We start from the raw sequence: 25,796 nt of genomic DNA on the forward strand, positions 1-25,796 counted from the left end.
ACCGGCACCCGCCGTCGCCACCACCTCGCCGCCAAACGAGAACGCGACAGAGGTGGTGTGGGAGCCGCCGCTGTCGAGGGTGCGCAGCAGCCGCCGGGTCCGCGGGTCCCACAGCCGTACGGTGCCGTCGCCGCCCGCGCCGGCCAGCAGGGTGCCGTCCGGTGAGAAGGCGACCGCGAACACCGTGCGGCCGTGGCCCCGCAGCGGCTCGCCCGCTGGGAGGCCGGTGGCAGCGTCCCAGAGCCGGACGGTGGTGTCCCTGCCCCCGGTGGCCACGAGGGTGCCGTCCGGCGAGAACGCCACCGTGCGCACGGTGTCGGTGTGGCCGGTCAGCGGCTGTCCGAGGGGCACGTAGGCCGGGGCGGGGGACGGAACGGCAGAGGGGGCGTCCAAGGGAGTGGTCAAGGGCGCGGGGGCTGGTGCGGGGTTCGCCTCCCGCAGCTCCGCCGGGGCCCTGCGGCCGGAGTCCTGGAGCCCGGCCAGCGAGCGCCACGTGGCCTGCCAGGCGCGCAGCTCGGGGTCGCTGTGCGAGGGCGGCTTCGGCAGCGGGCGGCCCTCCCGATCGAAGGAGAGTAGCGCGCGTACGAGGGTCATGAACACCTCGTGCCCGGGCAGCCGTTTGCCGTTGAGCGTGTCGCTGATGGCGGAGACCGACAGCATCCGGTCGGCGGGTGAGCGGCGCCGGATGTCGCGGAGCGAGGGCTTCCCGCGCTCGATCCGCAACGCCCGCAGGTCGGCGGCCAGGCGTCGCAGTCCCGCTGCGAAGTCCTCCTCCTCGCCGGGGTGTTCGGCGGATTCCGGTGCCACGGTTCCTCCCTGGGACGGCGAAGAGGCAGGTCGCGCGCGGTGCGCGGGGATCTGTGCGGCCCCGTCGCGGAACACCGGCGAACAGCGACGAACAGGTTCTCCGCATCATGATGTCCGACCGGTGTTCCGCGGTGTACCGCGCTGTTCTCCGCAGATCCTGTTCGTACGAGAACGTTCGGTGCGCTACCGCCCCCGGCGGCGACCGCCCTGTCATGGTGGACATGACGATGACACAGCGGGGCCGCAAGCAGTCCCCTTCCGACGAGTCCGTGACGACGCCAGGGCAGCGCCCGGTGGGCGTGCGGATCCTCGACCTCGTGGCGCTGCTGGCGCTGGTGGCCTTGGTGGCCGTGGTGTTCCTGGTCGGCGGTCCCGACGGGATGGTGGTGATCAGCGTGGGCGCCGGCCTCTACGCGACGTGGAAGTCCGGTCAGCCGGGCCGGCCCTCCGGACCGTCCGACGGCACGTGAGCGCGAGACGGGGTCAGCCGGGGTCCGGCGGGCCGGTGAGGAAGTGGTCGCGCACCTCGGACACCAACAGCCGGTCGGACATGCCCCGCAGCCGGCCCTGGTCGGCGGGCCCGGGGAAGGGCCCACCGCGTGCTCCGCGGGTCCGGTGCGCGGCCACGTACCGGCCGCCGCCATGGACGAGCGCACCGGCGAAGGAGCCGAGCAGGTGCCCGGCTACGCGTTCGGGGGCCGCGCATGCGACGTCGATCGCGAACAGCCGGGCGAATGTCAGCGCGTTCCCCGCGACGTGGTCCACGACACCCTTGGTCGCCTTGTCGAACTCGGCGGCGGAGACGGTCCGGTGGAGCGCGTGCGGGACAACGTCCAGCACCACGGGGATGCCGCGCCCGGCCGCCTCGGACATGATCCGCCCGACGGCGGCGCGGGTGGTCGGCCGGAAGAGCATCCAGCCGGACACCACCAGTACACCGGTGGTGTCCAGCGCCGAGAGCGCCGCCGCCACCGCGTCCGGCGAGAGCGGCGCGCGGTTGGCGCCGGGGGACCCGAACATCACTCGCTTGCCGTCGCCGATGTATCCGACGGACACGATTCCGGTGCCCGCGCCTGGCGCCACGTTGACGAGGGTGCCGACCCCGGACGGGGCGAGGGCGTCCAGCAGCAAGGCGCCTGCCGCGTCCACTCCGCCGGCGCCGGTGCCCGCGCCCAGGCTGCACAGCAGGCGGACCGGCGAGTATCCGCAGGCGACGGCGGAGAGCGCCAGGTTGACCCCCGTGCCGCCGGGGTGCAGGTCGATCGTGGCGCCCACGTAGTCGAGTTCGGCCGGCTCGAAGGGCACCGGCGCATCCGACACGGCCACCGCGTCGAGCATCGCGTCCCCGATGACGAGCATCCCCCGGTCCGGTGTCGGCCCGGCCATTCAGTACCTGAGCTCGGGCACTGCGTCGGCTCTGGTCGGCAGGAACTTCAGCAGCGCGAGGACGACCGGCTGCACGTAGTAGGTGGTGCGGGTGACGACGCCGGAGGACAGCTCGGAGACCAGGCCCATCTCGCGCCAGTCGCCGCCCTGCTGCACGCGGGCGGTGATGCCGCCCATCTCGCTGCCGTTCCTGATCGGCTCGGCAACGGCCTCGGGCAGCTCGAAGGTGGCGCTGCGGCTGCGGCCGACCGTGTCCCCGGAAAGCACCACCACCCAGGCGTTGACCATGAGCCGGCCGCCAACGGTCTCGACGCCGCCCTCGATGCCCACCCAGAAGTCGGCCTCGGGCCGCGCCGAACGGGCGCTCCGGGCGCGGTACTCGGCGCCGGCCAGTGTCTCCCCGTCGGTCATGGGCTGCGCGGTGGTGTCCTCGACGGCGACCCCCTCCACGGTCGGCTCCGCGCCGGTGAGCAGCCGGAACGCCTCGCAGACGGCAGCGGTCTTGGCCGGGTTGCGGGAGCCGGTGACCACCCGAAGGGGCTTGTGGTCGGGGTCGGGCTGGTGGATCACGCGGTTCTCCCCGGTGCCGGCTCGGGCGATTTCCTCCACACCACGACGATCAGTCCATTCTGCTGGTGAAAGTAGGCTTCCTGTAGAAAAGTCTGGAATTCGGCTCGGAACTCTACCGGCGACAGGAACACATCGCGCCGTACATGCCGGATCCACGCCGGGCTGAGCCTATAGGCGGTCACCCGCAGCGCGGTGAGCGTTCCCGCGCGCCGGGCGTACGCGGGAAACGCCGCCAGGGCCGCCCTGAGGATCGGCAGGATCCGCCGCGGGCCGCGGCCCGCGGGCGGGCCGAGGTCGCCGTGGAAGTCGGCGAGCACCGCGACCCCGCCGGGTACGAGCACCCGGGCGACCTCTGGCAACGACCGTTCCAGACGGGTGTGGTGGAGTGCTCCGTAGCTGTAGACGCAGTCGAAGCCAGCGTCGCCGAACGGCAGTCGCTCGGCGTGGCCGCGGACGACCGGCACGCCGCGGGCGCGAGCCTGGCGTACGGCTGACGGGTCGAGGTCGAGGCCCACCACGCCGTCGAAGTCGGCGGCCAGCGCGGCAGCGACGGCGGCGGAACCGCAGCCGAGGTCCAGCGCCAGCCCGCCGCCCGTGCCGACGTGCTCACGGATGAGCGCCGCGGTCGCCGGCGCCTTGAGGTCCTCCCAGCACCGCAGACCGCCGCAGCGGCCGTGGAGCGGCTGCCGCCGTGCGCGGGAACGGTTCCCGGCGGCCGGGGCGCGGCCGCTCACGATTCCTGCCCGGCGGCCCAGCGCAGCGAGGTGCCGGGGTTGCCGAGGGCGAACTCCCCGATGTCGAATCCCGGCCCGACCATCCGCCCGTCCTCGGCCACCCGCTCGTCGTGCCAGATGCAGTGGATGTGCGCCCCGGGGACGTGTTCCAGCAGCAGGTCCCGGCCCCGGTCGGCGACGAAGGGCACGATGACGTCGATGCGGGCGGCCCGCGGGCCCACCCGGTCGGCCAGCGTCCGGCAGGCGGTCAGCGCCGTCCGCCCGGACGCCAGGGCCACGTCCAGCAGGGCGTAGCGGGCTCCGAGGGCGTCGGGGACCGAGCCGTAGACCATGACCGGATCCGCCTCGTGCGCGGTCCTGTACGGCACCAGCACGCCCATCGGACCCGGCCCGAAGGCATCGAGCCAGGGCTGCCACAGCATCAGGCCGCCGCGCAGCATGAAGAGCGGCACGGTGGGCACCGTGCCGTCCGCCGCCGCGCCGGGCTGAGCCCAGCGCGCGAGCAGGATGCCGGCGATCGCGCGGACGTGTCGGAGGGCGTCGGCGGGGCGGGTGGGCGCCGACAGGAACGCGCTCTTGAGCCGGTCCGCCTCGACCGAAGGGTGGACCCGCAACCGGGGGTGGGCCGCGCAGGCATAGGAGCGCTCCTGCATCAGCGCGGTTCCTCCGTGGTTCCGGCAGGGGCCGGTCCCTGGTCGGGCGCGTCGCCGGCGGCGCCCGGCCCGTCGCCGCCCGCGGACTCCAGCGCCGACAGCCGCCCGTTGAGCTTCTCCACGGCCGTCAGCAGCGCGCTGTTGCCGACCCGCAGATCGGCGATCTCCGCCACCAGGCCGGCGTTGATCCGCTTCAACCAGGAGATCTGGCCGACCTCTTCGAGCCGGCGGCGATAGCGGGCGAGGGCGTCCACCGCTTCCACGATGGCCCAGGACGGCGCGGTGTTCGGCATCGAGTCGACCCGCCAGTACGCGTTGTCCTGGTGGCGTCCGACGGTGTCCCGCGCCACCCGCCTGACCGCCTCGTCGCTCGGGTCGACGCCCAACGAGAGCAGGGCGATCAGGGCGCGCTCGGCGGGCAGGTGGGTCCAGCGCAGCCGCTCCGAGCGCATGACGACAGCGTTCAAAGGGGGCTGCGCGCCATCGTCCGGGCCGTCGGCGCGGGCGATGCCGCCCCGGGGGGAGCCGCTGTAGTGCTCCAGCCAGGCGGCCGGCGCATCGGTGCGGGCACGGGCCAGCAACCACGCTCGGGAGGCGTGCAGCGACTCCAGCGGCCGACCGGCGGCGATCAGGGCCGCGACGCCGTGGCTGGTGTGCGCGATGGTCGGCACCGTGCCGCCGCGGATCCCCCAGGCGCCGTCGTCGTCGCCCTGCCGCTGCACCCAGCCGGCGCCCGCTTCCACGACGGAGCCGAACCGCAGCCGTGCATCGTCGTCGACGGTCAGGGCGCGGATGGCATAGGAGGTCGCGGTGGTGTCGCTCTGGCCGTCGCGGGAGGTGTTCCCCCATCCGCCGTCGGCGTTCTGCGCCGCCACGACCCAGTCGAGGCCGCCGAGCAGAACCGCGTGCTCGCTGGACACGCCCATCCTGGCCAGCGCGAGCAGCGACAGGCACGTGACCATCGTCAGACTGAAGTGGTCGGCCAGCCGCGGCTTGGACCAGCCGCCGTCAGCGCACACGGCGGAGAACAGGAAGTCACGCGCCGCGATCAACTGGGGGTCGCCCGGGCTGACGCCCATGGCCACCAGCGAGCCGATCGCGCACGCCGTGCCCGCCGCGCTCGGTGGCCCGTCCTCCTGGAGGAACTGCCGCCAGCCGCTGTGCACGGGGCCGCGTGCGAAGGTCCTGCGCAGGTAGAGCGTGGTGCCCTCGAAGATCTCGCCAACCCGCGCGATGTCGGCCGAAGGATCGCCGAAGGCGTTGCCGTACCCCTCGGTCCTGGACACGCCGCCCCCTCCTCCGGCTGGGGCCAGCTCCTGCCGGCAGGACGAGTATCGCTCATTGATGACGCGCTGTCAGCTGTCTTGAGGCGATCCCGCGCCGAGGTCGGGTACGTTCGCCAAGAACTCCGATGAGAGCACCTCGACCGCCTGGCTGGTACACGGTGAGCGGACGGTCTACGACAACGAGTGGGTGCAGGTCGCGCTCGCGGACGTCGAACTGCCCGGCGGCGAGCGGTTCGAGCACCACGTTGTAAGGCAGCGGTCACCATACTGCTCGACGAGCAGGACCGGGTGCTGATGATCTGGCGGCACCGGTTCGTCTCCGACCGCTGGGACTGGGAGCTGACCGGCGGTCTGCTGGACGCCGGCGAAGATCCCCGGCATACCGCGGCGCGCGAGCTCCGCGAAGGTCGGCTACCGGGCGGCCGGCTGCGCCACGCCACCCGGTTCCAGCCGATGGTCGGCGCGGTGGACGCGTGGCGGGACGTTTTCGTCGGCACCGGGCCGGTACGGGTCGGCGAGCCGCCGGAGACGGCCGAGGTGAAGCGGATGGAGTGGATCCCGCTGGCGTCCGCAATGGGCCTGATCGCCGAAGGGCCGGTGTGGAATGCCGACACCGCGATCGCGCTGCTGTTCGTCCTGGCCGAGTGGCGGCGGCCCGCCGGTGAGGAGCCCGCGCCCCGCTCGACGGCACCGTGTCGGCCCTGGCCCGCTACGCCACCGCGCTTGTCTACGATCTTCGTCACACCGGGCACACCCTGGCCACCCGGTCCGGGGCCACACTCAAGGACACGATGGTCCGCGCCGGCCAGTCATCGGAGAAGGCCGCGCTGATCTACCAGCACTCGGATCTTGAGCGACAGCAAGAGGTCGCGAGCGGACTGAACGACCTCGTGCGCGCCGCCGCGAGAGGGCCAAGAAGAAGCCTTCTGGTGCGGATCTGGTGCGGGACGCTTGAACTGGTCCAGACAACAAACAAGCCCCGGGTCGATGACCTGGGGCTTTGTCGTGGAGCGGGTGACGAGAATCGAACTCGCGCTCTGAGCTTGGGAATCAACGGTGCTTGGACCGTTGAGGGGGCTCTGACCTGTGCTTTCCCATTGGGCACGGTGTATGGCTACGGGCTCTGGGGACCGCATCTGACCGCTGTTGTCCGCTCTGGTGGGCACGGATGGGGCACGAGGCTGGCGGCGCAACACAGCCTGCCAAGGCGCGTGCCCCAAGTGGGCTGTCGGGTCAGAGGGGGATGATGCGTACCTGACTGCCGCAGAGTTTGGTCATGTCGTCGCTGTCGGAGGTCAGGAGGGCGACGGGTTTCGGCTGGCGCAGTGCGACTTCGGCGACCGTGGCGTCGATGGCGTACTTGTGCCCGTGCAGTCCGGCGCCTTCGAGGAGCTCCGCTGCCGCTTTCGCCGCTTGTGTGGTGACCGGCTCCACCTTGACGCGGGACAGAGCCCAGTTCAGGCGAGGCATGTTGGTGCGGGAGTGGCTGACTTCCACGATGGTATTCGCCCCGATTACCAGGTCGGCGCCCATATCGTGGAAGACCTGCAACATCGCGAGGAGCTTGCGGTCTTGCGCGATCCAGGCGGAGAGCCCTTCCGAGTCCAGGACGACGGTCTCGATGCGCTCGCTCACGCGGCATCCGCGCCCTTGGCGGAACCGTCGCCGCCGAAGATCTTCGCGTGCGCCTCGGCGAGTTCCTCGTCGCTGAAGGGTCCGTGCTCCTCCTCATGGCGCCGGAGGTCCTCGCCCAGGAGCTGGTGCCGGATCTGGCGGGCTACGGCTTCCGCCACGTAGCCGGAGACGTTGTCCGTGAGCTTGCGGAGCTCCGCCACCTGGTCGGTGGGCAGTGTGACAGTGATGCGAGTAGTCGATGACACACTCGGAGCATACCGGAGTATGCGTGAGGTCGTCCGTGATTGGCGCCCCGAGCTCCGACCGGGCGCCTGTGGTGGTGGAGTGCTGCTCTGTCGTGTGCAAAGGATGTCCGCCTCACTGGATTAGGGCGTGCAGGGCCAATGCCGATGCCCCGGCGCCGGCCAACCCGGCCAGCATGGCGTCGGCCGGGCGGGCACCCGACGGAAAGGTGAGTGCACCGACGGTCGCGCCGAACGCCAGTTACTTATGCCCTACGGCACTGACCAGTTTCGTTAGCGACGTGCCGTGCAGACGCTTGAGCAGGAATCTTTTGATCTTTTGCAACTGACAGTGCGCCAACCTGCTCTGCAGGATCAGGTCATCCAGATGGTACGACTCCTCGACGAGCTTCGAATCAAGTTCGCCGTCGTCGCGATCATCTTTTTTCGCGAGGCGTCCGAAGTGGCGTTCCTTAGTTTCGAGACGTTCCTTCATCCACCCTAGTCCGAGCATCGAATGTTTGATGCCTACGGCGTAGCGACTCGTGGAGTGGTAGAGGTGCGATTGGAGCCTGCAGTCGTAAAGCTCCTCCCAGACGGGAGAAAGGATCCTGAGAGCTACCGAAGATATCCCTTTTTCTCGGATGTCCGTCAAATGGTCAGCGACTGCGTCTAGGGCGCACTGCAGTCTCTGGAATTCTGGCTCCTCAAGGAGGATTTCCAATGATTTCCTGCCGTAGAGGCTTACCCTGAGCCCGTAGTGATCACTTTCGAACCCGAATCCCGGAGACCATGCGCGTCCCGACTCCGCCGCCCCGGAGGCAACGTCAAGGTAGGCAGAACGATACGCATTAATGTTCTCGTGCACCTCCTGTAGTGCGACGTCCAATTTAGAGAGCTTGGCAAGGAGTTCGGCAAGCATGCGGTTCACATCCTTTGCCGCCTCGTCCCTCGCCCTGATCCTGTCGATCAAACTTCCGCTTCGAGTGAATGCGAAGACTCCGACAGCCAGGACCAGGATCGGCACCCATGTCCTCTGCTCTGAGATCCGGGGGATTTCATCTGCAATGATCTGGAGATCACCCCTAGTTCTCCCTGGGCGCTCGTACTGATACACCGCTGCGCCCGATGCGAGGAGAACCAAGGAGCGCCGAGAAGCAAAATTGACGACCCTCTTCGGTATCCGCGACAACTGCTCTAAAGTGTTCCTCCTCTTTGTCATCCTTTCGAGCTTCTCCACAGAGACTTGCCTGACAAGGCGACGTGCCATCGAATAGCGAAGGAGCCACGCTGGGCTCCTTCGCCCCAGGTTGGCCCACGAGCGCGGTAGATTACTTCGCCAGCCGGGATTCCCCACACGAGCACCGATCTCACTGGCGGAGTCCAGGACGTCTGAATACCAAATCCGCCGCTCGACGCGCACGCTTACTTCCACCCAGAATTTGATGGCCAAGAACCGGGCGACTGTGAGTGCACCGAGCAGTATGACGGCAACGACGGCGACCTTCAGGGGAATGGCAAGCCAAGGCTGTGTCACGCTGGCCTCAATGGACGCGAAGAATTTATACAGCAATTCCATTGACCCCTTCCCGGGGGCTCCATGATTGGGAGCGTAATTATCCGGGAGTGGTGCGGGGAGCTACATGAATTTGAGGACATTTTGAGCTTCGTCTTGAGCGTAGCTACCTTTGCCCACCCCCTATCCCGGCTCCCATCCCGTCCGCCGTCGACCCACACGCATGTGGAGCGGGTGCGGACCTGTACCAGATCACCGCGCCCCGCGCGCACCGAGCGCTTGGCGCCGACAGGAGCGGCGAACAGCCGGTGATGCTCAGCAAGGCATTCGAGCTGGCAGAACAAGACACGGGGCTGACGATACGTGCGCTTGCTGCGGAACTTGCGTGGAAGCCGGCGAGAGTGCGTGAGCTGCTAGGGATGCCGGATAGTCGCCCAGTACTGAGGCTTGTTTGACGAGGCGCTGGAGGAGGGCGGGTCGCTCCCCCAGCGGCTGCCAGCTGGTCTGCCAGTTCCATTTGCCTATCGGCGCGGGTCTGTCCGCGGGTGGGCGCTCTGCTGCAGGGCTTTCGCTCCTACGATCTGGGAAGCCGGAAGGCCGGGACGCCGTTTATCGTCCCGGCCTCTGACTCGGCCTTCAACGCAGTCCGTACGCGTGGTTGTAGGGCGCTTCGGCGTCGGCGGCCCGGAGGGAGTGGGGCTGCTTCTTGGGCCTGCCACCGCCTGTACGGCAGGCGATCCCAACCGGGGCGCCGCAGTCTCGGCACTCCCAGTTGAGGGCCTCCGTCAGCCCCTGTGCCTTGATCTCGTCGAGCACCGCCCTGCGCTGCTTCCACCAGGCGTCCCTCTCGAGCCCTGCCGCCGGTGGCTGCGATTCTTGTAGCTGACGGAACGTCCTCTGGCGCTCGGGGTCAGCGAGGGGGCCAGACAGAGGTTTGGTGACGACGGCGGCCTGGGCTGCATTCTCACCCGCCTCAAGCTCCGCCTCCAAGGCATCGACCCGCTGGCTCAAGTGGTGTTCGAAGTCAGCCAGCGTCGCCTCAGGATGCGTTCCGGAGAAGTTCAAGGTTTCCAGGTGGAAGGCGCGCAGAATGCCGAGCGTTTGCTGCGCTCTGTGGTTGGTGAACTCACGCATCGCGGTACCGGTGTGTCCTCTCGTTTCGTGGCCGGGCAGGTGAGGGCTCAGAGGTACCGGCCGAAGGCCGTCTCCAAGCGCTCGACGGCATCGTCGTGGGCACTCAAATGCGGCTGCATAACCCACAGGTCCTCGCGGAAGGGTTCGAACCCCAAGGAGCGCCAGGTGCGTTGAATGACGACCTTCTCCCGTGTCTCCCGTGCCCTGTCGTCCCGCTCGTCGACAGGGATGTCGATCGGGTACGGATGCGTTGCTACGAGCGCTGCCTGGCTGGCCACCCAGCGGAGCATGCGGCCGATCAACAGCCGGCCGACGCCGCCCAAGCGACGCCAGGCCGGCGCGATCTGTGCCCGGTCGATGATGACGACATGGGTGCCGCTCACCAGGCATTCCTCCAGGTCGCTGTGGAGGCCGAGATCCCCGGACTTGTCGAAGAGTGGGGCGAAGTGCTCGTAGTCAGCGTCGCGCGAGTCCAGCGACGCGTAGATGTGGCCGATGCGCCACAGGTCCAGCGTGAGCCCGGACATGGAGAGGATCGTCAACTCCTGGCGCTGTCCCTGCAACGCCTGGGCCAGCGACATGCCCGGGCCGAGAAGGCGGGCGTTGTCGGCCACGGCCTCCTCGTCGTCCGGCTCCCACAGGGGCAGGACGGCACGGCAGCCCCATTCCAGTGTCGCCGGATCGTCGTGGGCGTCCGATGCGACAAGAGATGCGGCGGAATCGAAACGTAACTCCAGACGGTTCAGGCACGTCAGAAGCTCCACCCCTGCGGGTGCGGCACCAGTCATGAGGTCAAACGCTAGCCACTGGTCCCGCTTCCTGTGGGGCGTTTCCTGATACCAGCGACGTCCCTCTGCCCAATGGCGAGAGCCTTGGCCTTTCCCGCAGCAATGAGCGCGCCGGGAGGCGGGCAAGTGGCCCGGATCACGGACCATGCGTCCCGCCGTCGGACCCGGGTGCCGCCCGAGGTGGTGCAAGGTGGTGCGCCGCGTGCCCTCTGGGCTGGGCATTTTCGCGAGATAGGGCACGTGGAGGGCACGGCAGGTCGTGAGAGGTCTAGACAACGACGAGGCCCCAGGTCGATGACCTGGGGCCTCGTTCAAGAGCGGGTGACGAGAATCGAACTCGCGCTCTGAGCTTGGGAATCACCTGGCGCTTCGGCCGGTGAGTGGTCTCTGACCTGCGGGAATGATGACTCCTGGCCCTATTCTGGCTGCCCTGGCGAACCCTGTGTCGTCCGCTGTTCACCGCCCTTACTGGCACGTTGTGGCACGGCCTTGCCGCAGGCGCCCTCGACCGCCTCTCCTGAGGTGCCGGTTCGGAATCAGATCAGCGAGCGACCGGTCGGCCCGAGCCGGAGTACCTGAGGTGCTGCTGTCTGTTCCCGCTCGACACCCGGCAGGATCTCGTCCCGTGCCAGGGAGTGGGCTTGCATGTCGGCGAGGTGCCGACAGTGCGCACTCTCGTCGGGGTACGAGGTGAAGATCGCGGCGACGTTCTCGCCGGCGCGGACCGGTAGCCCGGCGAATGTGTTGTGCGCGTGCTCGGTGGTCAGGAAGGCGAGCGGTGCGGGTCCCGTCTCCTGGAGCGCGGGGAGGAGGCCGTCCCGGATCAGCGCGATGCCGTTCTGCCGTCCGGGAGGGAAGGACCACACGGTGGCGGACATGAACCGGTCAGGCGCCGTAGCGCTGACCGGGGGCCGCCCGGACAGGGAGCCGGTGAAGCCGCCCCCGGCCGACACGGGGCGCAGGAGGAGGACATCGTCGGAGTCGAGCATGGTGTCGTTCGCCTGCGGACCGTGCTCGGCCCAGACGGGTCCGCCGTAGAAGTTCGTGAGCGCGCGATGGCGCGCCTCCATGTCCCGGAATCCGCGCAGCCAGACGAAGCGGTCCGGATCGTCGAGGTCCCGGAACTGGCCGAGCACACTCATCCCCACGTCTTCCTGGGATTCGACGAACTCCCGGTCGAACAGCTCGATGAGTTCGTCGCGCCGGCCGGGACGCAGCGTGTACTGGCGAAGCTCGATCACGGCCGGTGGGCCGACGAGTTCGGTGGGTGGCACAGCAAGACTCCTGTTCGATGTTCTCCGGGCAGGGCTCCCGGCCTGTTCGGTCGTAGCCGGGAGGTGGTTCGACGGTAGGGGAGCTGTGTGACAGGTGCTGTCAGGGTTTCCGAGGAGAATGCGCGCATGTCTGCCAGTCGACTGCTCTCGGTGCTGCTGTTGCTGCAATCGCGGGGGCGTATGTCCGCGCGGGGAATCGCCGACGAGCTGAACGTGTCCGTGCGCACCGCCTACCGTGACGTGGCACGTCTGCAGTCCGCAGGGGTCCCGGTCTACGCGGAGCCGGGCCGCGGGGGCGGCTACCAGCTGCTCGACGGCTATCGCACCCGCCTCACCGGGATGAGCGAGGGCGAGGCGCGGACACTGTTCTTTGCCGGACTGCCCGGGCCCGCCGCCGACCTGGGATTCACGGCCGAGATGTCGGCGGCCCGGCTGAAGCTTCTTGCCGCGCTGCCGGCAGGACTGCGCGAGGAGGCGGCACGGGCCGCGGCGGTGTTCCACCTGGACGCCCCCGGCTGGTACCGGGAACCCGAACAGACCCCGCATCTCCCCTTGTTCGTCGACGCGGTTCTCACCCGGCGTGCGGTGGATGTGCGCTACCGCCGCTGGCGCGCCCCGCAGGAGGTGGATCGCCACCTCCACCCCTACGGCCTGGTACTCAAGTCCGGTACCTGGTACCTCGTGGCCGCCACCGACAAGGGGACCGCGACTTACCGCGTCGCCCAAGTCCTCGACGCGGTGCTGGGCGACGAGCGGTTCGACCGGCCGCAGGACTTCGACCTGGGCGCGTACTGGCTCTCCTACCTCGATGACTTCCAGGCTCGCCGCTACACCGGCACAGCCACCGTCCGCCTGTCTCCCCGGGGACGCCGGCGCCTGCCCGACAACGTCCCCCCGGAGGTGGTGCGGGCAGTCGAATCCACCGCGACCGCTGTCGGCGACGACGGATGGGTCGAGGCGGTCATCCCGGTCGAGGGCACCGAGCACGCCTGCGGCGAGCTGCTGAGGCTCGGTGGGGATGTCGAGGTCGTTGCACCGGCCGAACTCCGCCAGGCCATGGCCGCCACCGTAGGGATACTCGCCCGAGCCTACGAGAACAAGGAGCCAGGTGGTGCGCTGGTCCGCGATGCCTGGAGAAGTCTGGGCAACGACGAGGCCCCAGGTCGCTGACCTGGGGCCTCGTGGAAGAGCGGGTGACGAGAATCGAACTCGCGCTCTGAGCTTGGGAATCACCGTTGCTCGGTGGGATCGTCAGCTATCTGACCTGCGGGAACGCTCTCATGGGCGGCTCTTAGCGGTGATCCGGTCGTACTCGTTCTGACCGGATCACCGCTCCGAAGGGCATGGTCGGGGCACGGTCGGCTCAGCTTGAATGGGCAGGTTCTTCCCCACCAAGGAGTCGAGCGGTGTCCCTATTGCGTCGCGTCGCAACTCTCGCAGCGGCTCACAGCCGCCCGCTCGGTGTTGCCCTGTGTGGCACAGAGAGGGTAGGAGGACGCGAGGCGACGCCATGCTCCGGGTGAGGGGGTGAGCACCCAGCCGTAAAGGGGTGGCCGGATGTCGGACGGGACGATGTGCGTGCAGCCGGGAAGGTGGGCCTTGCCGCTGGCGTGGATGATGATCGCAGCCGCTGGCCACTCGCCCCAATCGCTGGTGGATGCACTGCTGAGAGGTGCGCGCGGAGCGCAGTCCGCGCAGTTGTGCATTTCATGGCGTTCGCAGTACTGCATGGTCCTCACCCTGTCAGGTTCCGAGCCGTTGCTCGGTGCGGTCGAGCCAACTTCGGTACCAGTACGTGAAGTCATGCCCGGTCGGCTCGATCCCCCGGTCCATCGGTCTCAGATCCTCCCAGATGGCGCCTCGGTGCGGGCCCGTCATCACCATCAGCGACGCATAGCCGCATCCCTGCTCGCTGAGGAACACCGCGCCCGCCTCCTGCGCGTCATGCAGCTCCTCGTAGCGCACATTCCAGGCCGCGTACGCGCGGCGGAACTCCTCGTCGGCCGCGAAGGCGTCCTTCTCGGGCTCCTGTGCCTCAAGCGCGGCAAGCTCACTTCGCAGCTCCTCGGCCACGAAGGGCCGTCCGGCGAACTCGGCGGTGGTCGGCTGCGCGGAGAAGGCGAGCCCGATGCCGCGCCACTGCCACCCACTGTCGCCCAAGGCCGGTGTCATCAGACCGTAGTCGGGGCCGGCTCCCCCTCCTCCGACATGGAGGAGAAAACTCCGATACTGCGCGGGCAGACCCACGCCCAGGTCCGCCTCCAGTGCCTGGAGCTGTTCCTCGCTCATGACCGGACCGAGGCGAAAGCCATGCCCCTGTGCCCCGAAGACTTTGTCCGCTCCGGAGCGTTCGGCGAGCCGGAGCACCCGCTCCCGCACTCCCGCCCACATGTCCTCACTCATGGGTACACGCTAGGGCGATGCACACCGCGCCGGCACGGAATTACCGTGGAGCACGGGTACCCAGTGCAAGCTGATTATCTCCCGCGCAATGTGGTCCGGGAGTCATCACGAGCGAGAAGATCACGTACGAAGTCCTCGGATGTGGTGAGGTGTATTGGGTCGAGCCGACCCAGCAAAGAGCTCGGTCCATGGGTATGTAATTGTGCTGACCTCATTCGGTCAATCTCCGGGTAGATCCAGCCCGCAAGAACGAGCAGCTCCACCAGGTCAAGTGCGACCAGCACTCACCAGTTCGCCAGCGTCCATCGGGCGACCCTGACCAGCAGCAACCCCGACGATGGTGTCCGCTGCTCTCATGACAGCACCAGCCACCGGCAGGCACATCGATGCCGTGATCAACAGGCCGAAAATCGCTGTGTCATCTCCAACGCCGTTCATTACTGCAGTAGTTGAACTCGATGAATTATCAGTGGTGACCGATACCGTCGAATGGCGCGCCGAGGAACGCCCGGCCCCGCCTGGGGCGCCTGTCCGTCCCCCGCTCCTTACCAGTTGCTACTGGCACGTTGTGGCACGGTCACCGCTGGTGCGGCTGAAGGATCGCCGCCTGGTGAATGACGTGGGGGGCGGGCTTCGTGCCGATGGGGGGTAGATCCCCGGTGATCTGCGACATGGGCGCCGTCGTGCTGTGGTGGCGTGTCCGGGACCGGCAGTTCCATCTTGGGGACGTCGGCCGTCAGTCCGGTCTCCTCCCAGTGAGCGGGGCCGTTTTCGTCAGCCGTCGACGTCACCGAGCACTGGGGTCATGATGGCCGGCGGTTGCGGCCAGCCTCCTTCGATGGCCGGGCCACTACCTGCAGGAATGTTCGCGGCTATCAGCGCTGCGGCCTCGCGAGCGCCGAGGCGGGATCCGAGCACACGTGACGGAATGTGCGGCGACCACAGCGAGCGGACGAGAACCACGTTCCACAGTCCGTCTCCGCTCGGCACTGCACGTGGAACCTCTTCATAGAAGGGATCAGCCGTACTGCTGAGGAGGCTGAACTCTCCGTGCGACGGAAACGGGAAGAACACGCGCAGGGCCGGCTGCGCATGCAGGGCCTCGGCCAGTTCGGCGTCGCCCAGCCTGATCATCGGTGAGCGTTCCAGGGTCAGCCGCCATGCGGTCGAGACCACCATCCCCGGCGGTGCCGCTTTCAGCGGGCTCGCCGCGAGCAACGTCCACTCGTGCCGCAGTTGATCGATCGACGCCCCCTCACGCCAGGCGTGCAGGATGGCGTCGACTACCGCGAGGTCACCGGTACTGCCGAAGGCTCCCCAAGGCCATCCGGAGTTCGTGGAGATCTCGATGCGGAACTCGCGTTCGTCAGCGTTGGTTGCGTATACGGCGAACCGTGCCTTGCCACGTGCGCAGCATGCGGCGACCGCGGGATCGTACCCCTCAACGGGATCCAGCGGTTCGGCACAGTGCCCGCGCCGAACCGCCTCGCGAGCCAGCGCTTCTCTCAGACCGCCTGGCGCAGCCAGCTCCGGATAGAGCTCGGGCAGCACTTCGCTTGAGCGTTCGGGCATGTGCACACCTTAGGTAGTGATAACGAGGCCAGGCGGGCTGATCGCGCCGAACCGTGAACGGGCGCGGGCATCGTGGAGCGGGTGACGAGAATCGAACTCGCGCTCTGAGCTTGGGAATCACCCGGTGCTTGAGGGGCCGCATAGGATCTGAGCTGGGCAAACGTTTGCTGTGGGCCTCGGGCGAGGTGGTTCGCCGCCCCCTTCTCGACTGCTGCGCACCGTCCCTACTGGCACGTAGTGGCACGTGCCGGCCCCTGGCTGAGGGCCCTCTACCCGGCTATGTCCCCCTCAGAGTGCCCTGGGGTGAGGAGCCGCCGCAGTGCCGTCGGTGTGTGACCGAGGTAGTGGCGCATGGTCCGGGTGAGGTGGGCCTGGTCGGAGAAGCCCAGGTCGGCGGCGAGGGTGGCGAGGCTTTCCTCGCCCGCGTCCAGACGGTCGAGGGCGCGGCCGACACGGACCCGGTTGCGGTAGCGGGTCAGGGAGACTCCCAGCACGCGGGTGAAGGCGCGGCTCAGACGGTAGGGCGAGACGCCGAGGAGCTCCGCGAGCGGCAGCAGTCCCTCGGAGGCGGGGTGGGCCTCGCCGATCGCCTGCCGGGCCGCGGCGACGAGCGGCCCCTCGTCCCGGCCGGGGCGCGTGCCGGTCGGGACGGCTCTGTCGACGGCCTGTCCGACGGTGGCGGAGAGCAGCCCGAGGAGTTCTTCGGTCACAGCGTGGTCCACGTCGCCGGTGCGGGCGGACGCGAGGACGCGGCGGCGGGCCAGGTCGAGGCGGGCGTCCACGTACACGCTCTGCCGAGCCGGGCGGGCGTCCTCACCGGCCACGGCCCGCCACAGCGTGGGCGTCAGGCTGATCGAGGTGCACTCGTCGCCCCCGGCGGCCGGGTGCGCGAAACGCTCTTCCTCACCCGGCACACCGAGATAGCCCGTCGTCGGGTCGACCTCGGCCGGGGCGCCGGCCACCTGCCTGCGGAACCGGCCGCGCTGCACGAGCACCACCCGGTAGTCCTCGCGCACCTCCGTCTGCGACCAGTTGGTGTGGTCGTCCCGGCAGCTCACCGCAGTGATACGGAAGTCGGGCCGGGCGGCGAGGACGGTGGCGGTGAGCACTCTTCGACGCTACGCCGGGGGTCTGACATCGGCCCCCCGCAAGGATCTTCAAGACCGGGATGGGGCGTGGCGAGCAAGCTGAGCGGCGTCGCACGTCATCCCGTACCGCGCTCAAGGAGTCACCGTCATGTCCGTTCTCGCGCAGATCAGCACCGTAGTCATCGATTGTGGAGACCCGGTTCGGCTCGCCGAGTTCTACAGGGAGGTCACCGGCTGGGAGATCACCTACAGCGGCGAGGACTACGCCTCCCTGGCCGGCGGGGAGCAGCCCGGCCTGGCGTTCGTACGCATCGAGGGCTACCAGGCCCCGGGCTGGCCCGACGATGCCAAGCACGCCCACCTCGACTTCACGGTCACCGACCTGGAGGAGGCGGCCGGCCGGATCCTCGCCCTCGGAGCGTTCAGGCCCGAGTTCCAGCCCGGCAAGGACCAGTGGGTCGTCCTCACCGATCCCGAGGGGCATCCGTTCTGCCTCACCACCGGCGCCTGACACGTCCCCCGACAGGAGAAGGGCACATGGCTCACATCAACAAGGAATTCCTGATCGACAACTCCCCGGAAAACGTCTGGGCGGCTCTGCGCGAGGTCGGAGCCGTGCACCAGTGCCTGGTGCCGGGCTTCGTCACGGACACTCGCATGGAGGCGGACACTAGGATCGTGACCTTCGCGAACGGTGTGGTCGCGCACGAGCTGATCGTCGACATCGACGAGGCGTCCCGCCGGGTGGCCTACGCGGTGGTCGGCGGCTCGATGGCGCCGAAGCACCATCACGCCTCGATGCAGGTCCTCGCCGACACCGAAGGGCGCAGCCGTTTCGTCTGGACGATCGACGTGACGCCGGATGAACTCGCCGTCCCCATCGGCGAGATGGCTGAGCAAGGCTCGCGCATCATGCGGGAGACGCTGAAGGCCACCCCGGGCCCGGCGGGCAGGTAGGAACCTCGGGACAGGTGGTGCAGAGGCGGTGCAAGGCGCTTAGACAGGTCTAGACAACAAACAAGGCCCAGGTCGCTGACCTGGGCCTTCGTCATGGAGCGGGTGACGAGAATCGAACTCGCGCTCTGAGCTTGGGAAGCACTCGGTACATGAGGCGTATATGGTTGCTGACCTGCGGAAATGTCTGCTGGTGAGGCTGTGCGACGACTTTCGACGTGCCCCCTGGTGACCGCTGTTTACCGCCCCCACTGGCACGTTGTGGCACGGCCTTCTTGGCGCGGCGACATCGGACGGGGCGCCCGCCTTCCAGACGCCCTGTGATCCAGGTCATACGTTTCGAATCGATGACTTCCGCGTTCGTCGCCAGTCATACATGCGACAACACCCGAACGAGGAAGGCCCGCCATGACCCAGACACTCAGCGCCCGCCCGCCCGCCGCCCGCACCGCGGCCGTCTCCTCGCCTGCGTCACGGGGGTTGTTGGCCGGCGCGTTCGTCGCGGGCCCGCTGTTCCTTGGGGCGGGCATCGTCCAGGGGCTTACACGGGAGGGCTTCGACTTCACCCGTAACGCGATCAGCCAGCTCGCCCTTGGTGACATGGGGTGGATCCAGACAGCGAACTTCCTGCTCACCGGTGCCTTGTTGTTCAGCGGCGCGATCGGGCTGCGCCGGGTGCTGCGAGGAGAGCCGGGCGGCACCTGGGGACCGGTCCTGATTGGCGTGTTCGGTGCTTCGTTCCTGGCCGCCGCAGCCTTCCGGGCCGACGCCGGGGCCGGCTTCCCCGTTGGCGCCCCCGAGGCGCCCCCGATGAGCGCGCACGGCGCCGTCCACATGGGTGGGGGGATGATCGGCTTCCTCGCGCTGTGCGCCGCGTTCCTCGTCCTGGCCCGTCCGCTCGCGGCCCGGGGCCACCGCGGCTGGGCCCTGGCCTCCCGTGTCGCTCCGGTCGCTGTCCTGGCCGGGTTCATGGCCTCTGCCGCCTCTGTCCTGGCGTTCACCGCCGGAGCGGGCCTCGGCCTTTGCTGGCTGGCAGCCGTCACGGCCCGACTGCTCGCCGAGGCGTCGCCGGACAAGCACTAGCCAGGCGGTGATCCAGCCGCCAATGCTCGAAGACAGCAAGATCATTTCGCTCGACAGACGGGACATCCCATGACCGACGCTGTGAAGGGCCCTGCCAGCTACTTCCCCTCGATCGAGAAGAAGTACGGCCGCCCGATCTCCGAATGGAAGAGCCTCGTCCGCTCTTCGCCGCTGACCAAGCACATGGAACTGGTCGCCTGGCTCAAGTCCGAGCACGGCCTGGGCCACGGTCACGCCAACGCCTTGGTCGCCCACACCCTCGCCGAGGACAGCGGCCGGTAACCAGGGCTTCGGCCCCAACTCACGCGTGCGGCGGTGAGGCGTCAGTCGCGGCACTCCCGTCGAGGGGAGTGGATCCTCAAGCCTCGACCTGACGCACCGCGAGGGAGCTCATGGCAGGCGAATGACACGCGGACCATAAGAGGTCCAGACAACAAAGAAGCCCCCGGCTGCTGGCCTGGGGCTTTTTCATGGAGCGGGTGACGAGAATCGAACTCGCGCTCTGAGCTTGGGAATCACCCGGCCCTTGACCTTACATATGGGCTCTGACCTGCTGAAATGCGTCCCGATGGTCAGGCCCTGACTGCTACGTCGGTTCCTTTGGTGGCCGCAGTTTACCGTTCCTGCTGGCACGTTGTGGCACGGCCTCTTGCGCGGTGACAGGGGGAGGTGTTGGCAGGGGGTGTGCGTTGCCCAGCGCGCTGGCGTGGTTCGCCGGGATGCCCGGTGGCGTGGGCGTCAGCTTTGCCTGTACTGCTCACGTATCCGTTCGGAGGGCCTCCACGGGCCGTTGGCCCGCAGATCGGTGAGCAGGGCAAGTCGCTCGGGCGGGACGCGGCAGATCCCGTCTGCCCTGGGGTTGCCCGCGCCGGACCCCCAGGTTACAGTTATTTCAGATGATACGTAGGCGGGGTCAGTGATTGGAGGCGACCATGGCTCGTTCCAGCGTTCTTGCCCGTGCCGAGAAGGTGGAGCCGAATCCCTCGCACCAGGGTGCGCTCGCGGCGACTGCTCGGATGGCGCCGGAGGCGGTCGAGGTGTTGGTGCGTACCCGGGATGGCAGCGAGCTCGTGCTGCCTGGGGAGCTGGTCCGCCTGCTTCTGACCTCGGCCGGTGAGCTTGCCCGTGGGCATGCGGTGACGGTCCTGGCGTCCGAGACGCAGCTGTCGCCCGCTGAGACTGCTGAGCTTCTGGGTCTGTCTCGGCCGTTCGTCGCACGCTTGCTTGATGCCGGCGACATCCCTTCGACGAACCTGCCGGGCAGTAGCCACCGGGTGGTCCGCCTTGCGGACGTGCTGGTGTTCCAGCGGCAGCGTGAACGACGCCGAGAGGGCCGGCGCCAGATCGCAGATGTCTTGGAGGGTGTCGATCCGGCCTTTTGATCCGGGCGTCACGGGTAGCCGTCGAAGTGAAGAAAGAGGGGGAGCGTGGCAGCGCGGGTCTTTGTGGACACCAACGTCCTGTTTCCGTTCTCGGTCATGGACGTGATGCTGGCCCTCACCGAGGATGCTATCCACGAGATCGTGTGGTCCGAACGGCTGCTCGCGGAGTGGGAGCGGGTCATCGTCCGGGAGGGAAAGCGTTCGGCGAAGTCGGCTGTCGCAGTTGCCCAAGCCGTCCGGCGTTTCTTCCCCGACTGCGAGATCGAGACCGCGGTATACGGGCACCTCGTGGATGAAATGCCGGGTGATGACCCCGACGACCGGCATCACTCGGCGGCAGCGGTGGCGGCCGGTGCCGACGCCCTGATCACGTGGAACGTTGCCGACTTCCCTGCCGGTGATTTGGCCGAGCGCGGAGTGCGAGTGATCGACCCGGATTCGTACCTGTGCGGGCTGTACAAGGAGTTGCCGCACGAGGTCGCGGAGACGGTAGTCAGACTTGTCGGAGAGAAGCGCAACCCGCCAGTCGCCCTCGCTGATGCCGTCGCCCGTCTCGCGAAGGCCGGCCTACCCGTCTTCGCTGACCTGCTGACAGGACACCTCGGGCACCGAATGAGGTGACGCGAGGGCTGGTGGTGCGAAGGTGGTGCCGAACCTCTGATGCGGACCAGACGGAAAAGAAGCCCCTGGCCGTTAGCCTGGGGCTTTTTCATGGAGCGGGTGACGAGAATCGAACTCGCGCTCTGAGCTTGGGAAGCAGGCGGCACCTATCCCCGTGTATCGCGCCTGACCTGCGGGAACGTGCACCGGTGACATCGTCCCGGCTGCTCCGTCAGCACCCTTGGTGACCGCCGTTTACCGCCCCTTCTGGCACGTTGTGGCACGGGCTCCCGTGCGGGCAACCGCTCGGACGGGGCTGCCCGGTCCGGGCTGCGTGGCCGATGGTGATCGCCGGGTGGTGTGCAGCCGGGGCCGGGGTCAGGCGGGCGGGGTGTCGGGGCGGGCGTCGTACGCGGCGCGGGCGGCGTCGATGTGGGTCAGGTGGGTGATGCTCCACTCCAACAGGGGCGCGGTGGCTTCGCGGAGGGTCCTGCCCATCGGAGTGAGTTCGTAACTGACGTGCGGTGGCATGACATTGCGGACGGTCCGTGTGAGGATTCCATCGCGTTCCAGGCCGCGCAGGGTGACGGTGAGCATGCGCTGGCTGATCCCGTCGATGGCCCGCTTGAGTTCGGTGAAGCGGCGTGGCCCCTGGCTGAGGTTGCGCACGATCAGCAGCGACCACTTGTCGCCGACGATGCCGAGCACTTCACGGGCCTGGCACGGGTCCTCCGTCCGTGCCGCCCGCGACTCGCCGCCCGCTGTGCCGTTCATGGTTACCTCCAGAGAACCAGGGCACGTAAATGTGCCTTATTGATCGGGGTGCGGCAGGTGCAGCACGATGATTACGGTTCCCGAAGAGTACCGAGGCACAAACAGGAACCGTGATGCTCCCGTGCCGTCACGCCCCGAAGAGGAAGAGAAATCCCCTCATGGCAACTTTTCTGCTGGTCCACGGTGCCTGGCACAGCGGCCGGTGCTGGGAGCGGGTGGTCCCACTGCTGGAGTCGGCCGGACACCGCGTGTTCGCGCCCTCGCTGACCGGCTACGGCGACAAGGCACACCTGCTCGGCCCCGAGGTGGGGCTCGACACGCACGTCGAGGACGTCGTAAAGCTGATCCACGAGGAGGACCTGAGCGAGGTGGTGCTCGTGGGGCACAGCTACGCGGGGCTGGTCGTCTCGTCCGTGGCCAACGAGGTGCCGGAACGGATCGCGCATCTGGTGTACCTGGACGCGATGGTCCCGGAGCACGGCGAGACCGCCGTCGACGTGCAGCCCATGACCCAGAACCTGATCGACCTGGCCGCCAAGTCCGACAACGGCTGGCGCATCCCGCCGCTGCCCGAGATGCCTCCGCCCCTCGGGCTGTTCGGGGTCACCGACCCGGCGGACATCGCATGGCTGCGTGCGACGCTCTCCGACCAGCCAGTGCGCTGCCTGCGGCAACCGGTCCGGCTGGACAACCCCGCCTTGGACTCGGTTCCGCGTACGCACATCCACTGTGTCGGCGCAGAGCCGGAAGGCATCGTGCGGCGGCCTGTCCCCGCGACACAACCCAACGGCTCCCCGGCACGGATACGGGAACTGCCGACCGGACACGACTGCATGACCACCATGCCGTCGGACCTGAGCGAACTGCTGCTTGAATCCACTCTTCGTTAGCGTCCGGACCGTGACTGCAGTAGCGAGCCGGAGAAGGCCCGCCACTGACGGACAGTGAACCTGGGCCACGAAGCCGCCCGCTCCCAACGAGCTGGGGCATAGCAGGGCCGCGGCGCCCGCATCGTTGTACGCATGCTCGCGGCTGGTCGACCTTGTGCGCACCGCCCGGGAGAAGGCAGAGGAAGAAGCCTTCTGGTGCGGATCTGGCGCGGGCCCCCTGAACGGTGCCAGACAACAAAGAAGCCCCCGGCCGTTGGCCTGGGGCTTTTTCATGGAGCGGGTGACGAGAATCGAACTCGCGCTCTGAGCTTGGGAAGCTCATGTTCTACCATTAAACTACACCCGCGAAGCGCACCGTTGATCGCTCGCGCATCGTTGCACACTCTACCCCATGCCAGGTCCCCGGCGTTTGAGCCGTGGGGCCTTTTTGTTGTGGGGGAGGGTGGATGCGGGTGCCGGGGGCGGGAGTTGGGGGCGTAGCGTGGGGGGTCGGAGTGCCGCCTGGAGTGGCGTCCCGTTCATCCCCTAATGTGGCGTTCTCGTCCACGGTTTGTTGGGGAAGGGACTTGATGGACTCCATGAAGCGCACCGTCGTCCGCTGTGCCGAAGGTCACGTTTTCGCTACCGCTTCGTTCCCGATGCAGCAGCTCGGGCCCGGGCGGATCGGTCCCGGGCGGCTCATTCGCTGTCCTCGTTGTGCGCGGCTGCGGCATGCCGTGCCTGTGGTGTTCGAGCAGCGGTAGGAGCGGTGTCAGGCGCGCGGGGCGGTCCCGGATTGGGGTGGGCCCGCGCGTTCTGCGTATCCTCGGGGCGTGCTTCTCTCAGATAAGGACATCCGGGCCGAGATCGACGCCGGACGTGTACGCATTGATCCGTTCGATGCGTCGATGGTGCAGCCGTCGAGCATCGATGTGCGGCTCGACCGCTACTTCCGGGTGTTCGAGAACCACCGCTATCCACATATTGATCCAGCCGTCGAGCAGGCCGATCTGACGCGCATGGTCGAGCCGGACGGGGACGAGGCATTCATCCTGCACCCCGGTGAGTTCGTGCTCGCTTCGACGTACGAGGTCATCTCGTTGCCCGACGATCTCGCGTCGCGGCTGGAGGGCAAGAGTTCGCTGGGGCGGCTCGGTCTTGTGACGCATTCGACCGCCGGGTTCATCGACCCCGGTTTCTCCGGACACGTGACCCTGGAGCTGTCGAATCTCGCGACGCTGCCGATAAAGCTGTGGCCGGGGATGAAGATCGGACAGCTGTGCATGTTCCGGCTCAGTTCGCCCTCGGAGTTCCCGTACGGCTCCGAGCGGTACGGATCGCGGTACCAGGGCCAGCGCGGGCCGACCGCGTCGCGGTCGTTCATGAATTTCCACCGGACCCAGGTGTGATGCCGGATGGACGGTGAGATGCGGGAGAACCTGACGTACGAGGGTTTCGGTCATGCCGTGCGTGAGCTGGCGCAGACCGTTGCCGACGACGGGTTCGAGCCCGATGTCGTGCTGAGCATCGCGCGGGGCGGAGTGTTCGTCGCGGGCGGGCTCGCTTATGCCTTGGACTGCAAGAATATTCATCTGGTGAATGTGGAGTTCTATACCGGGGTGGGTACCACCCTGGAAATGCCGGTCATGCTGGCGCCCGTTCCGAATGTCATCGACTTCTCGGACAAGAAGGTTCTGATCGCCGACGACGTCGCCGACACCGGGAAGACGCTGAAGCTGGTGCGCGATTTCTGTATCGACCATGTCGCCGAGGTGCGCAGCGCGGTCATATACGAGAAGTCGCATTCGCTGGTGAAGTGCGAATACGTGTGGAAGAAGACCGATCGCTGGATCAACTTCCCGTGGAGCGTGGACAAGCCCGTCGTACGGCGCAGCGGGCAGGTTCTCGACGCGTGACGCGTGGCGCGTGGCGTGTGACGTGTGACGCGTGGCGCGTGGCGTGTGACGCGTGTGCGTGCTCCTGGCCTCTGAAGATACGAAAGAGCCCCTGGTCCTGGGACCAGGGGCTCTTTCGTATCTGCGCGGGCGAGGGTGTCAGATCGTGCCCAGCTTGATGATCGACAGCAGCGCGATCAGCTGGATCGCGGACGCGCCCAGCGCCTTCGGCCACGGCAGGTCGTGCGACTTGCTCACCATCGAGGTGAAGAGCGCGGCAGAGGCCAGCCAGGTGATCCAGCCGAGGACCTGGACCAGGGAGTTCTCGCCGCCGAGGAAGAGCGCGAATATCAGGCGCGGGGCGTCCGTGATCGACATGATCAGCATGGAGAGGCCCACGGTCGGCTGCCAGGAGCCGTCGCCCCCGAGCTGGCGGGCGAGGGTGTGCGTGACCGCGCCCAGGACCAGGCCGCCGATGACGAAGAAGATGCCGGTGATGACGACGTAGGGGACCGCCGTGGAGATCGTCGCGTGGATCGCGTCGTCCCGGGCCTGGTCGAAGCCGAAGAGGGCGAGCAGGCCGTACAGGAACGTGACGATGAGCGCCGGGCCCCAGACCGGGTAGTCGCGCATCTGCCAGAACGTCGGTCCCGGGCGCAGCACGATGCCGGCGAGCAGGTCCTTCCACGGCAGCCGCGGGCCGGAGGGCTGGGCGGGGGCCTGGCCGGCGCGGTAGGTGTTGCCGTCGCCGTACGGGTCCTCGCCGATGCTGAACGCCTGGGTGTGGCCGGGGGAGTTGGCGTACGGGTCGCCCTGCTGGGGTGATCCGTGGGGGTGGTGGGGCTGTTGGTACGGGTCGCCGAAGTACTCCGGTTCGCCGTGGCCGCCACTGCCGTTGTAGCCGCTGCCGCTGCCGCTGCCGCTGCCGTAGCCGCCGTTGTTGTACGGGGGCGGGGCGCCGTTGCCTCCCGTCGGCGGCCATGGCTGCTGCCCGTACGGCGGTGGTGCCTGTGTGCCGTACGGCTGCTGCCGCGGTTGCTGCTGCGCTTGCTGCGGGGTGCGGTTGTCCCGGCCGCGTCCGATCCTGAATCCAGCCACGTCATCGAACGTACCTGGTCCGCGCGGGTGCGGTGAGAGGGCCTGGGAAACCCGCCCGCCATTGCGGCCGAGCT

At 68.1% G+C, this 25,796-nt stretch carries 29 protein-coding genes, 1 tRNA gene and 1 pseudogene; 13 read left to right on the plus strand and 18 right to left on the minus strand.

Features of this window, described 5'->3' with window-relative positions:
• Window positions 1–807 (minus strand): WD40 repeat domain-containing protein (locus ACFVV1_RS05825; RefSeq protein ID WP_389984964.1); only part of this gene is annotated, 807 nt, incomplete at its 3' end.
• Window positions 808–1,028: 221 nt separating this feature from the next.
• Between ACFVV1_RS05825 and ACFVV1_RS05830 the strand changes: the two genes are divergently transcribed.
• Window positions 1,029–1,277: a hypothetical protein gene (locus ACFVV1_RS05830; RefSeq protein ID WP_389984967.1), complete on the plus strand. Its 249-nt coding sequence runs from the start codon at window positions 1,029–1,031 to the stop codon at window positions 1,275–1,277.
• Window positions 1,278–1,290: 13 nt separating this feature from the next.
• Here the strand turns inward: ACFVV1_RS05830 and ACFVV1_RS05835 are convergent, their stop codons facing one another.
• From ACFVV1_RS05835 to ACFVV1_RS05855, 5 genes are read right to left on the minus strand one after another with little or no spacing between them, the layout of a single operon-like run.
• Window positions 1,291–2,193 carry a carbohydrate kinase family protein gene (locus ACFVV1_RS05835; RefSeq protein ID WP_389984970.1) on the minus strand — a complete coding sequence of 301 codons (903 nt, stop codon included), beginning with the start codon at window positions 2,191–2,193 and terminating at the stop codon, window positions 1,291–1,293.
• Window positions 2,194–2,763 (minus strand): inosine/xanthosine triphosphatase, encoded by a 570-nt coding sequence (locus tag ACFVV1_RS05840; protein ID WP_389984973.1) that lies wholly within the window; start codon window positions 2,761–2,763, stop codon window positions 2,194–2,196. It lies immediately after the preceding gene.
• Window positions 2,760–3,497: a class I SAM-dependent methyltransferase gene (locus ACFVV1_RS05845; protein WP_389984977.1), complete on the minus strand. Its 738-nt coding sequence runs from the start codon at window positions 3,495–3,497 to the stop codon at window positions 2,760–2,762. Before ACFVV1_RS05845 ends, ACFVV1_RS05840 begins: the two co-directional genes overlap by 4 nt.
• Window positions 3,494–4,150 carry a uracil phosphoribosyltransferase gene (locus tag ACFVV1_RS05850; RefSeq protein ID WP_389984980.1) on the minus strand — a complete coding sequence of 219 codons (657 nt, stop codon included), beginning with the start codon at window positions 4,148–4,150 and terminating at the stop codon, window positions 3,494–3,496. Before ACFVV1_RS05850 ends, ACFVV1_RS05845 begins: the two co-directional genes overlap by 4 nt.
• Window positions 4,150–5,436 carry a hypothetical protein gene (locus ACFVV1_RS05855; RefSeq protein ID WP_389984983.1) on the minus strand — a complete coding sequence of 429 codons (1,287 nt, stop codon included), beginning with the start codon at window positions 5,434–5,436 and terminating at the stop codon, window positions 4,150–4,152. Before ACFVV1_RS05855 ends, ACFVV1_RS05850 begins: the two co-directional genes overlap by 1 nt.
• 294 nt (window positions 5,437–5,730) lie before the next feature.
• On the opposite strand from ACFVV1_RS05855, the gene ACFVV1_RS05860 reads away from it, so the two are divergent.
• On the plus strand, window positions 5,731–6,267 hold the full coding sequence (locus ACFVV1_RS05860) for an NUDIX domain-containing protein (protein ID WP_389984986.1): 537 nt from the start codon (window positions 5,731–5,733) through the stop codon (window positions 6,265–6,267).
• Window positions 6,165–6,391: pseudogene (locus ACFVV1_RS05865) on the plus strand (site-specific integrase); the annotation flags it as partial. The gene ACFVV1_RS05860 and the pseudogene ACFVV1_RS05865, both read left to right, overlap by 103 nt.
• Window positions 6,392–6,669: 278 nt before the next feature.
• On the opposite strand, the gene ACFVV1_RS05870 reads toward ACFVV1_RS05865, so the two are convergent.
• From ACFVV1_RS05870 to ACFVV1_RS05895, 6 genes are all read right to left on the minus strand, one after another.
• Window positions 6,670–7,071 (minus strand): DNA-binding protein, encoded by a 402-nt coding sequence (locus tag ACFVV1_RS05870; RefSeq protein ID WP_389984990.1) that lies wholly within the window; start codon window positions 7,069–7,071, stop codon window positions 6,670–6,672.
• Window positions 7,068–7,316, minus strand: a complete 249-nt coding sequence (locus ACFVV1_RS05875; RefSeq protein WP_358394569.1) for a type II toxin-antitoxin system CcdA family antitoxin — start codon at window positions 7,314–7,316, stop codon at window positions 7,068–7,070. Before ACFVV1_RS05875 ends, ACFVV1_RS05870 begins: the two co-directional genes overlap by 4 nt.
• A gap of 238 nt (window positions 7,317–7,554) precedes the next feature.
• Window positions 7,555–8,871 carry a hypothetical protein gene (locus tag ACFVV1_RS05880; protein ID WP_389984993.1) on the minus strand — a complete coding sequence of 439 codons (1,317 nt, stop codon included), beginning with the start codon at window positions 8,869–8,871 and terminating at the stop codon, window positions 7,555–7,557.
• Window positions 8,872–9,444: 573 nt separating this feature from the next.
• A complete protein-coding gene (locus ACFVV1_RS05885) occupies window positions 9,445–9,942 on the minus strand; it encodes a hypothetical protein (protein ID WP_389984996.1) in 498 nt (165 codons plus the stop codon).
• Window positions 9,943–9,989: 47 nt separating this feature from the next.
• Entirely contained in the window at window positions 9,990–10,730 is a 741-nt protein-coding gene (locus ACFVV1_RS05890) for a hypothetical protein (RefSeq protein WP_389984999.1), read from the minus strand.
• Window positions 10,731–11,266: 536 nt separating this feature from the next.
• Complete coding sequence (locus ACFVV1_RS05895; protein WP_327274315.1) at window positions 11,267–12,004, minus strand: NIPSNAP family protein; 738 nt, start codon at window positions 12,002–12,004, stop codon at window positions 11,267–11,269.
• A gap of 126 nt (window positions 12,005–12,130) precedes the next feature.
• Between ACFVV1_RS05895 and ACFVV1_RS05900 the strand changes: the two genes are divergently transcribed.
• Window positions 12,131–13,174, plus strand: a complete 1,044-nt coding sequence (locus ACFVV1_RS05900; RefSeq protein ID WP_389985002.1) for a helix-turn-helix transcriptional regulator — start codon at window positions 12,131–12,133, stop codon at window positions 13,172–13,174.
• A gap of 573 nt (window positions 13,175–13,747) precedes the next feature.
• Here ACFVV1_RS05900 and ACFVV1_RS05905 read toward each other — a convergent pair.
• From ACFVV1_RS05905 to ACFVV1_RS05915, 3 genes are all read right to left on the minus strand, one after another.
• Window positions 13,748–14,407: an SMI1/KNR4 family protein gene (locus ACFVV1_RS05905; RefSeq protein ID WP_389985005.1), complete on the minus strand. Its 660-nt coding sequence runs from the start codon at window positions 14,405–14,407 to the stop codon at window positions 13,748–13,750.
• A gap of 774 nt (window positions 14,408–15,181) precedes the next feature.
• On the minus strand, window positions 15,182–15,979 hold the full coding sequence (locus ACFVV1_RS05910) for a DUF6193 family natural product biosynthesis protein (protein WP_389985008.1): 798 nt from the start codon (window positions 15,977–15,979) through the stop codon (window positions 15,182–15,184).
• A 269-nt stretch (window positions 15,980–16,248) separates the two neighbouring features.
• Window positions 16,249–17,088, minus strand: a complete 840-nt coding sequence (locus ACFVV1_RS05915) for a helix-turn-helix domain-containing protein (RefSeq protein WP_389985011.1) — start codon at window positions 17,086–17,088, stop codon at window positions 16,249–16,251.
• A 127-nt stretch (window positions 17,089–17,215) separates the two neighbouring features.
• Between ACFVV1_RS05915 and ACFVV1_RS05920 the strand changes: the two genes are divergently transcribed.
• From ACFVV1_RS05920 to ACFVV1_RS05945, 6 genes are all read left to right on the plus strand, one after another.
• Complete coding sequence (locus ACFVV1_RS05920; protein WP_389985014.1) at window positions 17,216–17,578, plus strand: VOC family protein; 363 nt, start codon at window positions 17,216–17,218, stop codon at window positions 17,576–17,578.
• A 26-nt stretch (window positions 17,579–17,604) separates the two neighbouring features.
• Window positions 17,605–18,024, plus strand: a complete 420-nt coding sequence (locus ACFVV1_RS05925) for an SRPBCC family protein (RefSeq protein ID WP_389985017.1) — start codon at window positions 17,605–17,607, stop codon at window positions 18,022–18,024.
• A 405-nt stretch (window positions 18,025–18,429) separates the two neighbouring features.
• Window positions 18,430–19,104 carry a DUF998 domain-containing protein gene (locus ACFVV1_RS05930; RefSeq protein WP_389985020.1) on the plus strand — a complete coding sequence of 225 codons (675 nt, stop codon included), beginning with the start codon at window positions 18,430–18,432 and terminating at the stop codon, window positions 19,102–19,104.
• Window positions 19,105–19,173: 69 nt separating this feature from the next.
• Window positions 19,174–19,386 (plus strand): DUF4287 domain-containing protein, encoded by a 213-nt coding sequence (locus ACFVV1_RS05935; RefSeq protein ID WP_389985023.1) that lies wholly within the window; start codon window positions 19,174–19,176, stop codon window positions 19,384–19,386.
• A gap of 650 nt (window positions 19,387–20,036) precedes the next feature.
• Window positions 20,037–20,486, plus strand: coding sequence for a helix-turn-helix domain-containing protein (locus tag ACFVV1_RS05940; RefSeq protein ID WP_389985026.1), 450 nt, complete (start codon window positions 20,037–20,039; stop codon window positions 20,484–20,486).
• A gap of 45 nt (window positions 20,487–20,531) precedes the next feature.
• A complete protein-coding gene (locus tag ACFVV1_RS05945; protein WP_389985029.1) occupies window positions 20,532–21,107 on the plus strand; it encodes a PIN domain-containing protein in 576 nt (191 codons plus the stop codon).
• A gap of 357 nt (window positions 21,108–21,464) precedes the next feature.
• Here ACFVV1_RS05945 and ACFVV1_RS05950 read toward each other — a convergent pair whose 3' ends face one another.
• Window positions 21,465–21,860 (minus strand): helix-turn-helix domain-containing protein, encoded by a 396-nt coding sequence (locus tag ACFVV1_RS05950; RefSeq protein WP_351267035.1) that lies wholly within the window; start codon window positions 21,858–21,860, stop codon window positions 21,465–21,467.
• A 158-nt stretch (window positions 21,861–22,018) separates the two neighbouring features.
• Between ACFVV1_RS05950 and ACFVV1_RS05955 the strand changes: the two genes are divergently transcribed.
• Window positions 22,019–22,750: an alpha/beta fold hydrolase gene (locus ACFVV1_RS05955; protein ID WP_389985032.1), complete on the plus strand. Its 732-nt coding sequence runs from the start codon at window positions 22,019–22,021 to the stop codon at window positions 22,748–22,750.
• A 272-nt stretch (window positions 22,751–23,022) separates the two neighbouring features.
• Here the strand turns inward: ACFVV1_RS05955 and ACFVV1_RS05960 are convergent.
• Window positions 23,023–23,096 (minus strand) — tRNA-Gly (locus tag ACFVV1_RS05960).
• 466 nt (window positions 23,097–23,562) lie between these two features.
• Between ACFVV1_RS05960 and dcd the strand changes: the two genes are divergently transcribed.
• A complete protein-coding gene (gene dcd / locus ACFVV1_RS05965; RefSeq protein WP_072487843.1) occupies window positions 23,563–24,138 on the plus strand; it encodes a dCTP deaminase in 576 nt (191 codons plus the stop codon).
• 6 nt (window positions 24,139–24,144) lie between these two features.
• The gene (locus tag ACFVV1_RS05970; RefSeq protein WP_389985035.1) at window positions 24,145–24,645 is read left to right on the plus strand and encodes a phosphoribosyltransferase; all 501 of its coding nucleotides are present in this window, start codon (window positions 24,145–24,147) and stop codon (window positions 24,643–24,645) included.
• 138 nt (window positions 24,646–24,783) lie between these two features.
• On the opposite strand, the gene ACFVV1_RS05975 is transcribed toward ACFVV1_RS05970, so the two are convergent.
• Window positions 24,784–25,722 (minus strand): Yip1 family protein, encoded by a 939-nt coding sequence (locus ACFVV1_RS05975; protein ID WP_389985038.1) that lies wholly within the window; start codon window positions 25,720–25,722, stop codon window positions 24,784–24,786.
• Window positions 25,723–25,796 lie beyond the last annotated feature (74 nt).

It is taken from the genome of Streptomyces sp. NPDC058092, from assembly GCF_042884935.1.
In the GTDB taxonomy this organism is placed as follows: Bacteria; Actinomycetota; Actinomycetes; order Streptomycetales; family Streptomycetaceae; genus Streptomyces.